Source organism: Pseudomonas kairouanensis (genome assembly GCF_004682055.1).
Classification (GTDB): domain Bacteria; phylum Pseudomonadota; class Gammaproteobacteria; order Pseudomonadales; family Pseudomonadaceae; genus Aquipseudomonas; species Aquipseudomonas kairouanensis.
Window position 1 is genome coordinate 274,076 of the sequence record NZ_QUZU01000001.1, and the last position, 18,051, is coordinate 292,126.

An 18,051-nucleotide genomic window follows, 5' to 3' on the forward strand; every position below is an offset into this window, starting at 1 on the left:
TGCTATCGGGAGCAAGCCCCCTCCCACATAAGCTTGTGACACATCTTGATCAGTGTTGGGTTTACAATCGCTGCTCCTGATCAGGAGTAACCCCGTGCTGACTCATCTCGATTCCCAAGGTCGCGCCCACATGGTCGACGTCACCGACAAAGCCGTGACGTTCCGTGAAGCGGTGGCCGAAGCGCGTGTGCGCATGTTGCCCGAGACCCTGACAATGATTGTCGACGGTGCCCATCCCAAGGGTGACGTATTTGCCGTGGCCCGCATCGCCGGGATCCAGGCCGCCAAGAAGACCAGCGATTTGATCCCCCTGTGCCACCCGCTGATGCTCACCGGCGTCAAGGTCGAGTTGCGCGCCGATGGCGTGGACGCTGTGCACATCCTGGCGCGGTGCAAGCTCTCCGGGCAAACCGGCGTGGAGATGGAAGCCCTGACCGCCGCCAGCGTTGCGGCGCTGACGATCTACGACATGTGCAAGGCCGTGGATCGCGGCATGACCATCGAACATATTCGCCTGCTGGAAAAGCTCGGCGGCAAAAGTGGGCACTTCAAGGCGGACCAGGCATGAGCATCAACGTATTGTTTTTTGCGCGTTACGCCGAGGCGGTGGGCTTTGACTCGCTGGAGATGGAGGGCGAATTCGCCACCGTCGGTGCGGTGCGGCTCGCGCTCGCCAATGATGCAGACTTTGCCGTACTCAACGAAGCCAGCCTGATGTGCGCGCGCAACGAAGAGCTGTGTACGCTGGACGAACCCCTCGTCGATGGCGATGAAGTGGCGTTCTTCCCACCCGTCACGGGAGGCTGAGCATGGCCATTCGGGTGCAGATCGAGGCGTTTGACCCCGGTGCCGAAGTCAACGCCATGCACGCGGCCAATGTCGGCGTGGGCGCGGTGGTGAGTTTTGTCGGCTACGTGCGTGACTTCAACGATGGCCGTGAGGTGTCGGGGATGTTTCTTGAACACTATCCCGGCATGACTGAAAAGGCTTTGGCCAAGATTGCTGTGGAAGCAGAACAGCGCTGGCCCTTGCTCAAGCTGGATGTGCTGCACCGCATCGGCGCGCTGGAGCCTGGGGAGCCGATTGTGTTCGTTGGCGTAGCCAGTGCCCATCGCCAGGCGGCGTTCGATGCCTGTGCGTTTGTGATGGATTACTTGAAGACGCGGGCGCCGTTCTGGAAGAAAGAGAACACCAGCGAAGGACCGCGATGGGTCGAAGGGCGTAGTAGCGATCACGCTGCCGCAGATCGCTGGAAGTCGTAGGCTAAACACAAAACCAAATGTGGGAGCGGGCTTGCTCGCGAATGCGGAGTGTCAGTTGATACATTCATCACTGATACACCGCATTCGCGAGCAAGCCCGCTCCCACATTTTTTATCGCATTCCAGCTTTACGGGCGTTTGCGCTCTACCGCTCGCAACAGATGCGTCGGCGGCGTCTCGCAGCTGATCTTGCGCCCCAGCAGCGCCTCGATCGACGGCAACTGGTACGAATCATCTTCCCCGGCAAAACTGATCGACACACCCGCAGCGCCTGCACGGCCGGTGCGGCCAATACGGTGCACGTAGTCGTCCGGCACTTCCGGCAGGGTGAAGTTGATCACATGGCTGATGCCGTCGATGTGAATGCCACGGCCCGCCACGTCAGTGGCCACCAATACGCGGATCTTGCCTTCACGAAAGCCCTCCAGCGTCTTGATGCGCTTGTGCTGCGGCACATCGCCCGACAGTTGCGCAGCGTTTACCCCATCACGCACCAGGCGTTCTTCGATGCGGCGCACTTCGTCCTTGCGGTTGGCAAACACCATCACCCGCTCCCAACCGTTGTCGTTGACCAGGTTGTAGAGCAGCTTGTACTTGTCGGCCCCGGCCACAGCATAGATATGTTGCTCGACGTTTTCGCTGGCGACGTTTTCTGCTTCGATCTCGACGATGGACGGGTCGGTGGTCCACTGCTTGGCCAGGTTCATCACGTCTTCGGTGAAGGTGGCGGAGAACAGCAGCGTCTGGCGCTCGGACTTGGGCGGGGTTTGGCGAATGATCTGGCGCACTTGTGGGATAAAACCCATGTCGAGCATGCGGTCGGCTTCGTCCAGCACCATCACTTCGACCATGTCCAGGTGCACGTCGCCGCGCTGGTTGAAGTCCAGCAAGCGGCCAGGGGTGGCCACCAGGATGTCGCAGTGGCGGGCTTCGAGGTGCTTGAGCTGCTTGTCGAAGTCCATGCCGCCAACGAACGTCATGACGTTGAGGCCGGTGTACTTGGTCAGGTCGGCGGCGTCCTTGGCGATCTGCACCACCAGCTCCCGGGTGGGGGCGATGATCAGTGCGCGGGGTTCGCCCATGTAGCGTTCTTTCGGCGGTGGCGTCTGCAGCAACTGGGTGATGATCGAGATCAGGAACGCGGCAGTCTTGCCGGTACCGGTCTGGGCGCGGCCGATGGCGTCTTTGCCCGCCAGGGTGAAGCCCAGGACCTGTGCCTGGATCGGCGTGCAGTACGGAAACCCCAGGTCCTGGATGGCGTGCATCAGTTCCGGGGCGAGCTTGAAGTCGTGGAAGCGGGTCTTGCCTTCCTGGGGCTCGACGACGAAGTCTTCGAGTTTCCACGGGATAACGGGCGGCTTGGGCGCACGTTCGCGGCGCGGTTTCGGCGCCGGTGCGGCTTGTTTGGCCAGCTCAGGCGGAGTCACCGTAGGCGTCGCGGGCTGGGCGACAGGCGCAGTCCGCTCGGGCTGTTGGCCGTCATTGCGGCTGCCGGCAGTCGGGACAGGAGCACTGGGAACAGGCGCGAGCGGCTCGGCCTCGCTTTTGCCGAACATCTTCTTGAGTGCTTCGAGCACGGTGATCTCATTAATTGGTTAAGGAATGTACGCCGGCCAGTGTAATGCAAGAATCGGGCGCGGCGTAGTGCGTCTGTCATACGGCTACATAAACGCCGGGTTTCAGCCCAGGCGTGCTGACAGCCAGATGCCGATATCGCGGATCTCTTCGGGTAACACTTCGTGGCCCATTGGGTATTCCTGCCATGTCACGGTGACACCATGGGTTTTCAGATGCTCGTAGGCGCTGCGGCCCATGGCGTTTTGCACCACTTCATCGTATTGGCCGTGCAGGCACAGGGCCGGAATGCGCTGCTGGCTGGCAGACAATTGCAGCTCGTCGCCGAAGGTAGGGGCATAGGTGGAGAGGGCAATCACGCCACCCAACGGGCCTTCCCAGTTCAGGAACGCGGTGTGATACACCACGGCGCCCCCTTGGGAGAAACCGGCGAGGAAAATGCGCGAAGCGTCTATTCCGGTTCTCTTCTGAGCCTCGATCAAATCCGTGACCGTTTTTGCCGATATTTCCAACTCTTCCAGGCTGATCGAGCGTGCCGGGCTCATGGCCTTGATGTCGTACCAGCTCGGCATCTCATAGCCACCGTTGATGGTCACCGGGCGGGTCGGCGCCTGGGGCAAAACGAAACGGGTGGTCAGCAGGCTTTCTTGCAGTGCTTCGGCCACCGGCAGGAAGTCGTAGCGATCGGCACCCAGGCCATGCAACCAGATTACGCAGGCGTCTGCGGGCTTGGCGGGCTGAAGAATCAAGGGTTCGGTCATGTCTGCTCCATATATGTGCGTGCGCTCCGATTAAGTGCGACCCAACGGTGCGCGGCAGGTTGATCTGTTAAGAGAATGTCGCAAGGTTGAATCTTTTGCGCTTGATAGTGGGCTGAAACGACTCAGCCGCCACTCTGGTACGGGCCTTGCTATGTGTTGAACGATGTCAGAACTATCTCTGAAGACGGTAACACTATCAGTGACTGCCGCCGATGGGATAGCAGCTGGAATTACTGCGACGGCCTCAAGCTGCTTGACCCCAAAAAAAGCCAACACGGGTCAATACCGCCTCATAAGGGTGCGCTGAGGTTCGAGCTCCGACACAACAAGAGCAACTGGAGGTTTGAATGAAGGTATTGAAATCCACCCTGGCCATCGTGACTGCGGCGGCTGTACTGGGTGTCAGCGGTTTCGCCCAAGCCGGCGCCACCCTGGATGCCGTGCAGAAGAAAGGCTTTGTGCAATGTGGCGTGAGTGACGGCCTGCCGGGTTTCTCGGTACCGGATGCCAGCGGCAAGATCCTGGGGATCGACGCTGACGTGTGCCGCGCTGTGGCCGCCGCCGTGTTTGGCGACGCTACCAAGGTCAAATTCAGCCAGTTGAATGCCAAGGAGCGTTTCACCGCGCTTCAATCGGGCGAAGTCGACATCCTGTCCCGTAACACCACCATGACCAGCTCCCGTGACGCCGGCATGGGCCTGAAATTCCCAGGCTTCATTACTTACTACGACGGCATCGGCTTCCTGGTAAACAACAAGCTGGGCGTAAAAAGTGCCAAGGAACTGGACGGTGCAACCATCTGCATCCAGGCCGGTACCACCACCGAGCTGAACGTTTCCGACTACTTCCGTGGCAACGGCCTCAAATACACCCCGATCACCTTCGACACCTCCGATGAAAGCGCCAAGTCGCTGGAATCCGGGCGTTGCGACGTACTGACCTCCGACAAGTCCCAACTGTTCGCCCAGCGCAGCAAGCTGGCCGCACCGAAGGACTACGTCGTTCTGCCAGAAACCATCTCCAAGGAGCCACTGGGCCCGGTGGTGCGTAATGGCGACGACGAGTGGCTGGCCATCGTGCGCTGGGTTGGCTACGCCATGCTCAACGCTGAAGAAGCCGGTATCACGTCCAAAAACGTCGAAGCCGAAGCCAAGTCCACCAAGAACCCGGACGTAGCCCGTCTGCTGGGTGCTGATGGCGAATACGGCAAAGACCTGAAAGTGAAGAAAGACTGGGTTGTACAGATCGTCAAGCAAGTCGGTAACTACGGCGAAGTGTTCGAGCGCAACCTGGGCAAGAGCACCCCGCTGGAAATCGACCGTGGCCTGAACGCGCTGTGGAACAACGGCGGCATTCAATACGCACCGCCTGTGCGCTGATCGCTGATGGTTCAATCACCCGGTGGGCCAACCGCCGGGTGAGTTCCTGTTCCATTTCTTTCGGGGCATTTCATGCAAAAACAAATCGTCGCACCCAAGCAGAAGCTCAGCTTCAGCGATCCCAAAGTGCGTGCGTGGCTCTTCCAGATCATCACGATTGTGGCGGTGATTTCGCTGGGCTGGTACCTCTTCGACAACACCCAGACCAACCTTCAGCACCGGGGCATTACCTCGGGTTTCGACTTTCTTGAACGCAGTGCCGGCTTCGGCATCGCGCAGCATTTGATCGATTACACCGAATCGGACAGCTATGCACGGGTCTTCGTGATCGGCTTGCTCAACACCTTGCTGGTGACCTTTATCGGCGTGATTCTCGCGACCCTGCTGGGCTTCATCATCGGCGTGGCGCGTCTGTCACCGAACTGGATGATCAACAAGCTGGCCACCGTGTATGTGGAAGTGTTCCGCAACATCCCGCCGCTGCTGCAAATCCTGTTCTGGTATTTCGCGGTGTTCCTGACCATGCCGGGGCCGCGTAACAGCCATAACTTCGGCGATACCTTCTTTGTCAGCAGCCGTGGCCTGAACATGCCGGCAGCGATTGCCGCCGATGGCTTCTGGCCGTTTGTGGTCAGCATCGTGGTGGCCATTGTGGCAATCGTGTTGATGGCGCGTTGGGCCAACAAGCGTTTTGAAGCCACCGGCGTGCCGTTCCATAAATTCTGGGCGGGCCTTGGGTTGTTCATCGTGATCCCGGCGTTGTGCGCCTTGGTCTTCGGTGCACCGCTGCACTGGGAAATGCCGGAGCTCAAAGGCTTCAACTTTGTCGGCGGTTGGGTATTGATCCCCGAACTGCTGGCACTGACCCTGGCACTCACCGTGTACACGGCAGCCTTTATCGCCGAGATCGTGCGCTCGGGCATCAAGTCCGTCAGCCACGGCCAGACCGAAGCCGCGCGCTCCCTGGGCCTGCGCCCTGGGCCGACGCTGCGCAAGGTCATCATCCCGCAGGCCCTGCGGGTGATCATTCCGCCGCTGACCAGCCAATACCTGAACCTGGCGAAAAACTCGTCCCTGGCCGCCGGTATCGGCTACCCGGAAATGGTTTCGCTGTTTGCCGGCACGGTGCTTAACCAGACCGGCCAGGCGATCGAAGTGATTGCAATCACCATGAGCGTGTACCTGGCGATCAGCATCAGCATTTCCCTGCTGATGAACTGGTACAACAAGCGCATTGCGCTGATCGAGCGGTGAGGAAACCTGCATGAGTTCGCATACGTTCAAACCTGATATGCCGCCGCCGAGCAAAGTCTTCGGGCCGATGGCATGGATGCGCGCCAACCTGTTTTCCAGTTGGCTTAACACCCTGCTGACCTTGTTGGCGTTCTACCTGATCTACCTGGTGGTCCCGCCGATCCTGCATTGGGCGATCCTGGATGCCAACTGGGTAGGGACCACCCGCGCCGACTGCACCAAGGAAGGCGCCTGCTGGGTGTTTATCCAACAGCGCTTCGGCCAGTTCATGTACGGCTACTACCCTGGCGAGCTGCGCTGGCGTGTGGACCTGACCGTGTGGTTGGCCATTGTTGGCGTGGCGCCGTTGTTCATCTCGCGCTTCCAGCGCAAGGCGATCTACGGCCTGGGCTTTCTGGTGCTGTACCCGATCATCGCGTTCTTCCTGCTGCACGGCGGCATCTTCGGCCTGACCAACGTGGCCACCAGCCAATGGGGCGGCCTGATGCTGACCCTGGTGATCGCCACTGTCGGCATCGCCGGCGCCTTGCCGCTGGGCATCGTGCTGGCGCTGGGGCGGCGCTCGAACATGCCGGCGATTCGAGTGGTCTGCGTGACCTTCATCGAGTTCTGGCGCGGTGTGCCGTTGATCACCGTGCTGTTCATGTCCTCGGTGATGCTGCCGTTGTTCCTGCCTGAAGGCATGGGCATCGACAAATTACTGCGCGCACTGATCGGCGTGATCCTGTTCCAGTCGGCCTACGTGGCTGAAGTGGTGCGTGGTGGTTTGCAGGCGATTCCCAAAGGGCAATACGAAGCGGCTGCGGCGATGGGCCTGGGCTACTGGCGTTCGATGGGCCTGGTGATTCTGCCGCAAGCCTTGAAGCTGGTGATCCCCGGCATCGTCAACACGTTCATTGCGCTGTTCAAGGACACCAGCCTTGTGATCATCATTGGCCTGTTCGACCTGCTCAACAGCGTCAAGCAAGCCGCCGCCGACCCTAAATGGCTGGGCATGGCCACCGAAGGCTACGTGTTCGCCGCCCTGGTGTTCTGGATTTTCTGTTTTGGTATGTCGCGCTATTCCATTCATTTGGAACACAAGCTCGACACAGGCCACAAGCGTTAGGAGTTGATGTTATGAGCGAAGCGATCAAACAGCCTGTGAGCCCTGAAGGCATTATCCAGATGCAGGGCGTCAACAAGTGGTACGGCCAGTTCCACGTGTTGAAAGACATCAACCTCAACGTCAAGCAGGGCGAGCGTATCGTGCTGTGCGGCCCGTCGGGTTCGGGCAAGTCCACCACCATCCGTTGCCTCAACCGCCTGGAAGAACACCAGCAGGGTCGCATCGTGGTCGATGGCGTGGAACTGACCAACGACCTCAAGCAGATCGAAGCGATCCGCCGCGAAGTGGGCATGGTGTTCCAGCACTTCAACCTGTTCCCGCACCTGACCATCCTGCAAAACTGCACGCTGGCCCCGATGTGGGTGCGCAAGATGCCCAAGCGCAAGGCCGAAGAAATTGCCATGCACTACTTGGAGCGCGTACGCATCCCCGAGCAGGCCCACAAGTTTCCGGGGCAACTGTCTGGCGGCCAGCAGCAGCGTGTGGCGATTGCCCGTGCCTTGTGCATGAAACCCAAAATCATGCTGTTCGACGAGCCGACTTCGGCACTCGACCCGGAAATGGTCAAAGAGGTATTGGACACCATGATCGGCCTGGCCGAAGACGGCATGACCATGCTGTGCGTCACCCACGAAATGGGCTTTGCGCGCACCGTGGCCAACCGCGTGATCTTCATGGACAAGGGTGAAATCGTGGAACAGGCGGCGCCGAATGACTTCTTCGACAACCCGCAGAATGACCGGACCAAGTTGTTCTTGAGCCAGATTTTGCATTGATCGGGGCTTGAATGAATAAACCCGGCCTGGTGCCGGGTTTATTTTTGCCTGCTGGTTTTTGTCAGGAGGCTTGTGCTGCCAGCGGTAGCGCATCTTTTGCAATGAGCAGTCGGTTCAGGTCTTCCCCGACATTGAGGGCTTCAATATCTGCCAGCAAGTGGGGGTGTTTATCCAATAGGCGCATCAACGTGAGCAACGGTTCCGGCGGAAAAATCTCAGCCCGTTCGTAGCGAGAAAATGCATTGTGCCCGCGGACGGTGAAGAGTCGCACAGCGTCTTTTTGTGTGAGGTGTAGCTTGCGGCGGATTCGCTTCATTTCGGCGGCGATGATTTTACGCGCGTCGATCAACAGCAGATCGGAAGCCTTGCAATAACGCTCCGCACTGTCGTCGTCGTGATCGAATTCAACTTCATGACAGACCTCGCATTCCCAGCCCGCAATGTCAGGAATAACCCGAATCATTCCCCGAGTGTTGATTGTGAAGGTGCGACCTTCGAAGTGCTGCATTGCGTCATGGGTTCCGCAGCTCATGCATTGCTGGGTTCTTATAGGGTTTTCTCCTTGAAGGAGATTACGGGAGGGCCACCGCCTGGGCGGTCAGTGACCTTGATGTAAATCTCCGTGCCGTAGATCAGTGAATGCCCGGTAACCCAAAAGGACGACCTCTTTTTTTACCAAGGCCAAATCGTAATGAGGTGTGTACTTTTCCATAAGACACCTGAGTCCAATAATTACCCTCAGAGGGTAATTTTACCAATCGAAAATTCAGCTCCTTTTGTTGCCTAAAAAACTTAGTGCGTTGCTCTTGTAGGCACGTCCGAATAGGCTGTGGGACTTTTCAACCAGCGATCAGGGCAAACGCCCATCCCTCTGCCGGCAGTTGATCCATGACCTCTGAAACCAAGCTTGAAGAACTGTTGATCGACGCCGAAGCCGACGACGATGTGATTCAACACAGCCCGCCACCGGTAAGCCGCCCATGGTTGCTGCTGTTGGGGCTTGTGCTGGTGGCGCTGAATTTGCGCCCGGCGCTGTCAAGCCTGTCGCCATTGCTCAACGATGTGTCGACCAGCCTGGGCCTGTCGGCGGCCAAGGCCGGTTTGCTGACCACCTTGCCGGTGCTGTGCCTGGGGTTGTTTGCGCCCTTGGCGCCGATCCTGGCACGGCGCTTTGGTGCCGAGCGGGTGGTGCTGGGGATTCTGCTCACGCTGGCCGCAGGCATTCTTCTGCGCAGCTCATTCGGCGAGGCCGGGTTGTTTGCCGGCAGCCTGGTTGCGGGGGCAAGCATCGGCATCATCGGTGTGCTGCTGCCAGGCATCGTCAAGCGTGACTTTGCCAAACAGGCCGGCACCATGACCGGTGTGTACACCATGGCGTTGTGCCTGGGCGCGGCGTTGGCAGCGGGGGCGACGGTGCCGTTGAGTCAGTACTTCGGCAACAGCTGGAACATCGGCCTGGGTTTCTGGATTCTGCCCGCATTGGTGGCGGCGCTGTTCTGGTTGCCGCAAATCGGGCAGAAGCACGGTGCCCACAAAGTCGCTTATCGGGTGAAGGGGTTGCTGCGCGATCCGTTGGCCTGGCAAGTGACCCTGTACATGGGCCTGCAATCGTCCCTGGCCTATATCGTGTTTGGCTGGGTGCCATCGATCCTGATCAGCCGGGGCCTTAGCGCTACCGAAGCGGGTTTGGCGCTGTCCGGGTCGATCATCGTGCAACTGCTCAGCGCGCTCACCGCGCCGTGGCTGGCTACGCGGGGCAAGGACCAACGCCTGGCGATCGTGGTGGTAATGCTGCTCACCCTCGCCGGTTTGTTTGGCTGCCTGTTTGCGCCGCTGGATGGCTTGTGGGGCTGGGCGATTCTGCTGGGGCTGGGCCAGGGCGGCACGTTCAGCCTGGCATTGACCCTGATTGTGCTGCGCTCACGGGACTCCCACGTCGCCGCCAACCTGTCGGGCATGGCCCAGGGCATCGGCTATACGTTGGCGTCCATGGGGCCGTTGGCGGTGGGGGTACTGCATGATTGGACCGGTGGCTGGGGCGCCACCGGCTGGGTGTTCGGCGTGATCGGCCTGGGCGCGATCATCGCCGGTTGTGGTGCGGGTCGTGCGTTGTATGTTGGGGTCAGCAGTGAAAAAGTCTGACCCCATGGGGGTCAGAGGTAGCTGACCGTCAGCGTGACAGAACCGTCGAGGGGCACTTCACTGGTCAAGGTCAGGGAGTTGGCGGGGGCGATCAACGCCTTGATTTTCAGGTCGCCGGTCAACTCCTGCACCGGTATCGGTGTGATGGACGTGGTATTGGCGACGGATGTGATAAGGCTATCCGATAGTTCACCGGTACTGAACCAGGTCGCTCCGCCATCTTGCGAACCGATGAACCTGGCGGGGGAATTGTCAGCCACCGCTGAAGTCAACACACCATAGTAGGAACCGAGCTTTTCATTGCCATTGATCAGGCCAAGCCCGAAGTTGCCCTCGTGGCCGTCAGGTACCGAGCCTTTGCGATTGTCGTCGCCCTTGAAGGCAAAGAGCGTGGCCGCGTCGCAGCTGATCCTCAGTTGAATGAGGTCACTTTCCAGGCGCGTCACTTTGTCGGCATTGAGGTCCTTGGCGGACATCTTGCCGAAATCCACCGTGCCGCCACTGGACAGGCTGGGTGTGCAGGCACTCGGGGTGATCGATCCCTTTACTGCCAGGTCGACGCTGGAGGCGGCGAGTGCAGTGCCGGTGGCGGTGGTCAGCAGTGCGGCGATCAGTGTGTTGCGGATGTTGCTCATGGGGTTACTCCAGATTCAGGGTTAGGAAAAATTGCAGGGTTTACAGGTACACCACTTCCAACGTGGCAGAGCCGTCCATCGGCGTTTCCACGCTGAGGTCCAGGTTCTGTCGGGCGTTGATCGTGGCTTCCAGCGTCAGGGTGCTGGTGAGGGTCTGGATCGCCGAGGGGCCGGCGACACTGCCGACCACATCGGTGAAGCCCAGAAGGCTGCGTGACCCGATGTCGATCGGGTTCAGGTTGGAGGTGCGCCAGGCGAGGCCGCCGGTGGTGGACTCGGTGCCATACACGACGGCAAGGTCATCGACCACGGTCTGCTTGGGGTCGAAGCTCACCGAGTACACGCCGATTTTGTTGCCGGCGGTGTCGAGCCCCAGCCCGTAGAAGATCTCGCTGTTGACGTGGGCCGTGCCGTCACGGTTGTCACGCATGCGCAGGGCGTAGCGCCCGGCGGCGTTGCAGGTGACGGTCAGGGTCAGGTACTTGTGGGGCAGGCGGGTGCCGTTGGTGAGGTTGAGGTCATTGCGCGAGATCTTGCCGAAGTCCACCAGCCCGCCGCTGGACAACAGCGGCGTGCAGGCCATCGGCGTGATCAGGCCCTTCACGGCCAGGTCGACCGTGGAGGCGGCGTGGACGCTGCCTGACAGAACCATCAGGGCGGCGAGAGGCATCAATAGGGTTTTCATGGCGGTGCTCCTAGAGGTAGTTGATTTCGAGGGTGGCCGAGCCGTCGAGCCGCACCTCGCTGCCCAGGTCCAGTGAACCCAGCGGTGCAATCACCGCCTCCAGGCTCGCCGTGGCACTGAGTTGTTGAATGGGGTCTGGGCCGCCGGTGCTGCCGGCGCTGGCGCTGAACCCCAGGTGGCGGTTGGCGCCGATGGCCAGCGGGCTGGCACTGGCGCTGCTCCACGGCGCGTCACCGGTCGGGGAATCGGTGCGGTACAACTGGGCGAAGTGATCGGCGGTGACGCGCAGTGGGTCGAAGATCACTGCGTAGCGACCGATTTTTTGCCCTTTGGCATCGAGTCCCAGGCCGTAGCGGGTTTCGTCGCCTGGGCCGGTGGCCGAACCCTGGCGGTTGTCTTGAAGGCGCAGGGTGAAGGCGGTCGGCGCGTCGCACGCTACGCTGATCACCAGGGGGCGAGCGGCCAGCAACGTGTCCTTGTGCATGTCCAGGTCCATCACCGATAACTTGCCGAAATCCACCGTGCCGCCGCCGGACAGGCTGGGTGTGCAGGCGGCCGGGGCAAAGCGTGCTTGCAGGCGCATATCCCGTGTGCGGCCAGTGTTGAGGGCGTCGAACACACCGCTGGTTTCCCAGGTGACAGCATCGTTGACCCGCGAGGCTTGTTCGCTGGCCCAGGCACGAATTTCCAGTTGTACCGACAGATTGCGCCCACTGGCCGGCACCCCGGCGCGCATCGGCACAATCCCATGTTCAGGGCGCCACGCCAGGCTGGTCCCGCTGGAGACGGCGGGTTGGCCGCGACCGGCAAGCAAGCCCAACTCAACCGCTTGGCCATCGAGCAGGGCGTGGCTGACGTGCAGGCTGTAGCTGCCACGCTCAGTAAAGGCGAAGCGTTCGGCACCCGCGCCCAGTGCGCGATAAAACAGGCTCAGGTCAGCGGGGTCGGGGCAATTGAGGGTCAGGCTCACCCTTCGTTCACCCAGCAGGCGTTCCGCTGCTGGCACCCCTGCGACCGCTCGGTTCATCAGGCCGAAATCCAGCGCAGTGTCGCTCAGGTTCAACTGGCACTCGTCGGCGGCCCAGGTGGTGGCGCTCGACAGCAGGCCCAGTGCTAACAAGACAGGGTTCAGACCCATGGTGGACATCCTCATGGTAGGCACCGCGCCGGTGCAGTTTCGTAATACACCTCGGGGTCGCTGCGTTCGGGCAGGTCAAACATCAGGCGGCAGCGGGCCTGGCCGGGTGCGCTGATCCACAGCGCGCGGCGGTCGAGCACGTCGGGCAGAAACACTTGGCTGCCTTCCTGCACCAGGGTCACAAACTCGCCATTCTCGGTACTGACGGTGGCACCGCGCGGCACCGGCTGACCGGCCGCCGTGGTCACGTTCAGCAGCGCACGGCGGGTCAGGGCCACGCCGAACTCGACTTTGTCCACCGCACCGCGGCCAGCCGACAACACTGCCAGGCCATTGCTGATATCGGCATTGCGCGGCAGCGAGCGGGTTTGCACTTCCACCGGGCTGCGGCCATAGGCACTGAGTTGCGGTACCACCGCCTGGCCTTGCCAGTCGGTCCACACCGGGCCGCTGGGCGTACTCACCTTGATCCCGGCCATGTCGCCCACCGACATCAGCGCAAAGGTTTCGCGCACCGGGTACGGCGAAAAGGTCAGGCCGTCGTCATGCAGTACCACGCCCCCGCGTGCGCCGCCCTGATAGCTGGAACGCTCGGCGTCGTTGCGGGTGTAGTTGAAGTCCAACTGGCTGTAGTAAGGCAGAGCCGAGACGCCCACGGAGGACTCCACCTCACGGTCGCGGCTGTCGCGTTCCACGCCAACGCGATAGCTCAATTGATCATTGATCTGCTCGCTTACCCCGGCGCCAATGCGGTGCTCGCCGCCGGTGTTTCGCGCCCAGGCACGGCCCCTGCGGTTTTCACCGAGCGGCACACTGATGTTCAGGTAAAGGCTGTCATCGCTTTGCTGGCGCCCACCGATTTGCCATTCGGCACTGGCCGAGACCGACACCCGGCCAAAGCTGGTGCCCCAGGACATCAGCGCGCGGCTGCTGCTGTCGCCGGTAAACGTGGATGAACGTGAGAACCCTGCACTGAACGCCCCCAGCATCGGGTGTGACCAGGACGCCGTGGCGCTCTGCTGGTCGCGGTAGCGGGAGCGTTGTTGCTCGCGGGTGTTGGTGGTGTAGGTGGACTCTTCCAGGTCGCGATAACCCAGGGTGCGCCACGAACCGGCGGTGGTGACTGCCCAGCGCTCGGTCAAGCGTTGAGACCAGGACAGGTCGGTTTGCATGCCGCGTTCATTGCCTTGGCGAGTGGCCTGGGCGAGTTGGGTGGAGAACTGAAGCTGGCTGTCCTGCCACGGCAACCAACCCAGGCTCATACCTGCCGCGCGATAGTCTTCGGCCCCAAGCACGCCGGCGCCGACGCTGACTTGAGGGTGCAGCGCGCCGCTCCAGCCGCCGCTGGCTACCCAGGGCTCGGCGCCAGGGCCGTCACCGACCTTGCGTAGCCGGCCGGCCGCGACCGAGTAACCAGGGGCGGGCAACCCCAGGCCCAGCATGGCGGCCGGCACAGTGAAACGCCGCTCTTCACCTGAGGTTTCCTTGATTGTGACTTCCACGTCGGAGCGGCTATTCAAGCGCCGTACATCGCTCAGGGAAAACGGCCCGGCGGGGACTACGGTGGAATGAATCAGGGTGCCGTTCTGGCGGATTTCCACCTGGGCAGGGCTGTTGGCGATGCCGGTAATGGTCGCGCCCTGGTTCTGGTCCTGCAGTGCGGTCTCGGTCAGCACCTGGGCGCCGGTGATCTGTGCGCCGGCCAGCACCGGGTTGTAGAGGTTGATCTGCCCGGCCTGGAACACCGCCTGCTGTTCGGCGAAGGTGCGTTGGGCATAGGCGTCCAGGTGCGTGGTGCGGGCCACTTTGTCTTGCCAGGTGCGCACTTGGCGGCTGCGCACAATCCAGTCACCGGCATTGAAACCGACCTCGGTGTTGGCCGATGCGAAGCGGCTGTTGTCTTCGCCGAATTCGTTGTACAGGCCGCTCACGTCGTAGTTGAGCAGGCCGGCGAAGCCGCCGGTCTGGTAGCCGGAAACGTCCTGCACAGCCGGGCGCAGGGCGTCGGTGGGCACCACCAGCGCCAGGCTCAGGCTTGCGGGGTCTTGCTCGATCACGGTCTGCGGGTAGGCGTCGAGAAACCCATGGCAGTCGGCATCGTCTGTCGGTATGCGCAAGTTGCCCGCATCCAGCAGCGCCTGGTTGAAACACAGCGCGCCCTGTTGATCAAACACCACATCCACCCGGCCACGCCGCTGGCCATTTACGTTCAGGTTGAGGGCATGGCGCCCGGCAGGGAAGCGCGGTGCCTCCAGCAGCAGGTTGGCCAATTGCGGGTCAATACCGCGTTGGGACAAGGTTTGCGGGTCGAACGAACCTGCGCTTTCGTCGGCCAACGGTTCGTTCGATGGCAGCGTGGCGCCGAGGCTCAGCGCCAGGCTCGCCAGGAGCGTGCGTCGCCTGCGGGGTGAAAAACCGGGCACGGCTTCGCCGTCGCGATCAGTCATTACTGTGCTCACAAGGGGTACTCAAGTGATGGACGCATGGCCGCTCCGACCCTGGTGCGGCGAGGCTCCTGGTGGCCTTCAATGGGAGGCCACTTCGTTATTGGGGCGCCGGTACCAGTCCCGCCGGCGCTGCGATCAAAGGGTGATCGGTGCTTGGTAAGGTTTCACCGCAAAGCCGTAGACCGTGGCCGGTTGCAACTGCACGGTGGTGGCGTGGGCCTGGCTGGCCGCGACACTCAAGGTTTCACCCGGCAGCACGTAAGTGCGTGGCAACAAGGCCGAGCCTTTGCCCGGCAGCAGCGTGAGTTCCTGGGCCAGGCGTACCACGTAGGGCGTGGGGTTGTGCACGCTGAGCTGTTGGTCTTTAAGGCGCCAGGTCAGGCCGGTCCAGGGCTCGCGATTTGGCGCAAGGCCCTTGGGGTGCAGGATCACGGGCAGGTTCTGGCGCACGGTCACGCCCACTCGCGCATGGCCTGCTTCGCCTGCCGGTCGTCCCTGGGGCATGCCTTCGAAGATCACCCGTTTCAGGCGTTGGGTGGTCAGGGGTTCGGAGGCTTGCAGGATAAAGCGGATCAATTGGCTCTTGGACGGCTCCACACGGGTCAAGGGTGGAGTGACGAACAACAACGGCGCGGTGTCTTCGGGGATGTCCTCCAGGGTCACATGCAGCAGGGCCAGCTTGGCATCGGTATTGGTGACCGACACCGAGGCTTCGCCCTCGGCTTCGTGGACGATGACTACCGAGGTATCCGGCACCATGCCGTCGGCGAGTACCAGCGTTGGCCCCCAGAGCGTCAGAGCCAGGGCGGCGAGGTAAAGACACGCATAGCGAACCAGGTTGAACGCCCGTGTCATGAAGGCAAAGCGAGGGATAGGGAACATGGCTACAGGTACCTAAGGTCTAGCACGATGGAACCGTCCAGCGGCACCTCTTGGTCGAGGGTCAGGTAGGCGGCGGCGTTGATGGACGTGTTGATCTGCAGGGTCGCGCTGATCAGTCGGTGGGGTTCCGGGACAAGGGTGCCGGGGCGGGCAAAGCCCATGAAGTTGTTCGGGTAGGCATTGGATTCTGGAAACCAGGTCTCGCCCTTGTTGCTAGAGGCCAGCACCAGCACGCCCTGGTTGTCGCCGGAGGCTTCGCGGATGGCCAGCGACACCGAACCCAGGCGCTCTCTGGGCGCGTGAATGTTGGTGCCCAGGCCGTAGTAGAAACCGGGACCTACCGACGACTCGGCGCGGTTGTCCACACCGACCAGTACAAACAGCACCGGCTCATTGCAGCTCACGTTCAACGCCAGGTTTTTGCTGGGCAGTTGCGTGAATTCGTACTGATTGAGCGTTCGGGCCGGCACCCGCCCGTGATCGACGATGCCGCTGGGTGACAGGGTCGGTGTGCAGGCACTGGGCGTGATGCGTCCGGTCAAGGTCACATCGACCGTCGAAGCACAAAAGGCGGGTGTGGCGGTCAGGCAGAGACAGAGCGTCACCAGGCGGCGTGAGAACGTGTTCATGGTCAGGTGTGGGAACCGTGATTTAAGGGAACATCCGTATTTACCGCGCCACGCCAATATGGCCCGACGCGGCGCGACTGAGCGTTAGAGGTACTTGACGGTCAGGGTGACGGAGCCATCGATCGCGACTTCGTTGTTCAGGGTCAGGCCGCTGGCGGGGGCGATGACGGGGTGGATACTCAGGTCTGAAGTGAGCGACTGCACCGCAATGGGCGCATCGGTGGTGGCGTCGGCCACTGAAACGATGTTGGTGCGCATCAGGTTGCGCTCGGTAAACCAGGTCAAGCCGTTGTCCAGGGAGGCGATGGTGCGGGAGGCGACTCCATCGGCGATCGCATTCGTCAGGCGTAACTCCATGCCCCCGAGCTTTTCGCTGCCATTGATCAAGCCCAGGCCGAACATCATGGTGTTGTTGTCGTAATCAGTACCGTCACGGTTGTCCTTGGCTTCGATGGCCAAGAGTGTTGCGGCATCGCATGTGACGGTGATTTGCATGGCATGGCTGGCCAAAAAGGTGGGGCGGTCGGTATTGAGGTCTTTGGCGGAGATCTTGCCGATGTCGACATTGCCGCCGCTGGGCAGGCTCGGCTCACACGAGCTTGGTGTGATCAGCCCGCGCACGGTCAGGTCGACGCTGGAGGCCGCGAAAGCATTGCTGGTGCTGCTGATCAGCAGGGCGGCGCACAGCGTGTTTAGGGTCTTGTTCATGGTATTGCTCCTGGCTCGAATAAATGGAATAGGGGGGATTACAGGTACTTCACGACCAGCGTGGCCGAGCCGTCGATGGGCACTTCATCGAGCAGGGGCAGCTGTGCCGCCGGTACGAGGATGCTGAACGCCCGTAACCGGGCGCTCAGGTCCTTTATGGCAACGGGTGTGTTCGGGCCACCGGCGGTGGCGAACGACGCCAGCCGCTCGTGCCCCAGGTAGGCAGAAGGGAACCAGGTGGCACCGCCATTGCTGGAATTGATCACGTTGACGGTCACGCCGTCGGCAACCGGATCGAGCAGCACAAGCGCAACGCTGCCCAGCTTCTGATCGTTACCGACTACGCCCAGACCATGGTGCGCCGGGTTGATGGCGGAGGTGCCTGCGCGGTTGTCCACGGTGGTCAGTGTGAAGAAGGTCTGGCCTTCGCAATTCACCTCCACCTGCATGTCAGCGAGGGGCAGTTGGTGGGGTTTGTTCGGTTCGAGGTCCCTGGCGGCCAATTTTCCGTAATCGACCACTCCGCCGTCGGTCAAGCGGGTATCACAGGCGCTGGGGGTGATGCTCCCGGAGAGACTCACGTCGGTACTGCTGGCGGCAAAGGCGCCCGGCGCACAGGCTGCCAGCACTAGCGCAAGGGTTGCAGGGGTGATTTTGTCCATGGGCACAAG

At 61.4% G+C, this 18,051-nt stretch carries 19 protein-coding genes; 8 read left to right on the top strand and 11 right to left on the bottom strand.

Translation table 11 applies throughout. The annotated features are described in order from the left end of the window. The first annotated feature begins 94 nt into the window (after positions 1–94). The 3 genes from moaC to moaE are packed head-to-tail and all read left to right on the top strand — an operon-like array spanning position 95 to position 1,262. A complete protein-coding gene (moaC, locus tag DYL59_RS01240) occupies positions 95–568 on the top strand; it encodes a cyclic pyranopterin monophosphate synthase MoaC (protein WP_135287514.1) in 474 nt (157 codons plus the stop codon). Then, positions 565–807 (top strand): molybdopterin converting factor subunit 1, encoded by a 243-nt coding sequence (gene moaD, locus DYL59_RS01245; RefSeq protein WP_135287515.1) that lies wholly within the window; start codon positions 565–567, stop codon positions 805–807. The genes moaC and moaD overlap by 4 nt, the downstream gene beginning before the upstream one ends. Positions 808–809: 2 nt before the next feature. After that, entirely contained in the window at positions 810–1,262 is a 453-nt protein-coding gene (gene moaE, locus DYL59_RS01250) for a molybdopterin synthase catalytic subunit MoaE (RefSeq protein ID WP_135287516.1), read from the top strand. Positions 1,263–1,389: 127 nt separating this feature from the next. Here the strand turns inward: moaE and rhlB are convergent, their stop codons facing one another. Both rhlB and DYL59_RS01260 read right to left on the bottom strand, forming a co-directional pair. Then, a complete protein-coding gene (rhlB, locus tag DYL59_RS01255) occupies positions 1,390–2,844 on the bottom strand; it encodes an ATP-dependent RNA helicase RhlB (RefSeq protein ID WP_202877191.1) in 1,455 nt (484 codons plus the stop codon). 96 nt (positions 2,845–2,940) lie between these two features. Then, positions 2,941–3,597 (bottom strand): alpha/beta hydrolase, encoded by a 657-nt coding sequence (locus DYL59_RS01260; RefSeq protein WP_135287518.1) that lies wholly within the window; start codon positions 3,595–3,597, stop codon positions 2,941–2,943. A 347-nt stretch (positions 3,598–3,944) separates the two neighbouring features. On the opposite strand from DYL59_RS01260, the gene DYL59_RS01265 reads away from it, so the two are divergent. The 4 genes from DYL59_RS01265 (at position 3,945) to DYL59_RS01280 (ending at position 8,114) form a co-directional block, all read left to right on the top strand. Next, positions 3,945–4,976 carry an amino acid ABC transporter substrate-binding protein gene (locus DYL59_RS01265; protein ID WP_135287519.1) on the top strand — a complete coding sequence of 344 codons (1,032 nt, stop codon included), beginning with the start codon at positions 3,945–3,947 and terminating at the stop codon, positions 4,974–4,976. A gap of 72 nt (positions 4,977–5,048) precedes the next feature. Continuing rightward, complete coding sequence (locus DYL59_RS01270; protein ID WP_135287520.1) at positions 5,049–6,230, top strand: amino acid ABC transporter permease; 1,182 nt, start codon at positions 5,049–5,051, stop codon at positions 6,228–6,230. 10 nt (positions 6,231–6,240) lie between these two features. Beyond that, positions 6,241–7,338 (top strand): amino acid ABC transporter permease, encoded by a 1,098-nt coding sequence (locus tag DYL59_RS01275; protein WP_135287521.1) that lies wholly within the window; start codon positions 6,241–6,243, stop codon positions 7,336–7,338. An 11-nt stretch (positions 7,339–7,349) separates the two neighbouring features. After that, positions 7,350–8,114: an amino acid ABC transporter ATP-binding protein gene (locus DYL59_RS01280; protein WP_003171943.1), complete on the top strand. Its 765-nt coding sequence runs from the start codon at positions 7,350–7,352 to the stop codon at positions 8,112–8,114. A gap of 61 nt (positions 8,115–8,175) precedes the next feature. Here the strand turns inward: DYL59_RS01280 and DYL59_RS01285 are convergent, their stop codons facing one another. After that, the gene (locus tag DYL59_RS01285) at positions 8,176–8,664 is read right to left on the bottom strand and encodes a type II toxin-antitoxin system MqsA family antitoxin (RefSeq protein WP_135287522.1); all 489 of its coding nucleotides are present in this window, start codon (positions 8,662–8,664) and stop codon (positions 8,176–8,178) included. 338 nt (positions 8,665–9,002) lie between these two features. Here DYL59_RS01285 and DYL59_RS01290 point away from each other — a divergent pair, with 338 nt between their 5' ends. Continuing rightward, the gene (locus DYL59_RS01290; RefSeq protein ID WP_135287523.1) at positions 9,003–10,256 is read left to right on the top strand and encodes a CynX/NimT family MFS transporter; all 1,254 of its coding nucleotides are present in this window, start codon (positions 9,003–9,005) and stop codon (positions 10,254–10,256) included. 11 nt (positions 10,257–10,267) lie between these two features. Here DYL59_RS01290 and DYL59_RS01295 read toward each other — a convergent pair whose 3' ends face one another. The 8 genes from DYL59_RS01295 to DYL59_RS01330 form a co-directional block, all read right to left on the bottom strand. Beyond that, positions 10,268–10,891: a DUF1120 domain-containing protein gene (locus DYL59_RS01295; protein WP_135287524.1), complete on the bottom strand. Its 624-nt coding sequence runs from the start codon at positions 10,889–10,891 to the stop codon at positions 10,268–10,270. A gap of 40 nt (positions 10,892–10,931) precedes the next feature. Then, positions 10,932–11,576: a DUF1120 domain-containing protein gene (locus tag DYL59_RS01300; RefSeq protein WP_135287525.1), complete on the bottom strand. Its 645-nt coding sequence runs from the start codon at positions 11,574–11,576 to the stop codon at positions 10,932–10,934. A gap of 10 nt (positions 11,577–11,586) precedes the next feature. Continuing rightward, positions 11,587–12,714 (bottom strand): DUF1120 domain-containing protein, encoded by a 1,128-nt coding sequence (locus DYL59_RS01305; RefSeq protein ID WP_135287526.1) that lies wholly within the window; start codon positions 12,712–12,714, stop codon positions 11,587–11,589. Positions 12,715–12,725: 11 nt separating this feature from the next. Beyond that, positions 12,726–15,161: a fimbria/pilus outer membrane usher protein gene (locus DYL59_RS01310; protein WP_135287527.1), complete on the bottom strand. Its 2,436-nt coding sequence runs from the start codon at positions 15,159–15,161 to the stop codon at positions 12,726–12,728. A 135-nt stretch (positions 15,162–15,296) separates the two neighbouring features. After that, the gene (locus DYL59_RS01315) at positions 15,297–16,016 is read right to left on the bottom strand and encodes a fimbria/pilus chaperone family protein (RefSeq protein ID WP_135287725.1); all 720 of its coding nucleotides are present in this window, start codon (positions 16,014–16,016) and stop codon (positions 15,297–15,299) included. 29 nt (positions 16,017–16,045) lie between these two features. Next, positions 16,046–16,672 carry a DUF1120 domain-containing protein gene (locus DYL59_RS01320; RefSeq protein ID WP_135287528.1) on the bottom strand — a complete coding sequence of 209 codons (627 nt, stop codon included), beginning with the start codon at positions 16,670–16,672 and terminating at the stop codon, positions 16,046–16,048. Between the two features lie 84 nt (positions 16,673–16,756). After that, positions 16,757–17,380, bottom strand: a complete 624-nt coding sequence (locus DYL59_RS01325; protein ID WP_135287529.1) for a DUF1120 domain-containing protein — start codon at positions 17,378–17,380, stop codon at positions 16,757–16,759. 38 nt (positions 17,381–17,418) lie between these two features. Continuing rightward, complete coding sequence (locus DYL59_RS01330) at positions 17,419–18,042, bottom strand: DUF1120 domain-containing protein (protein WP_135287530.1); 624 nt, start codon at positions 18,040–18,042, stop codon at positions 17,419–17,421. Between the last annotated feature and the right edge of the window lie 9 nt (positions 18,043–18,051).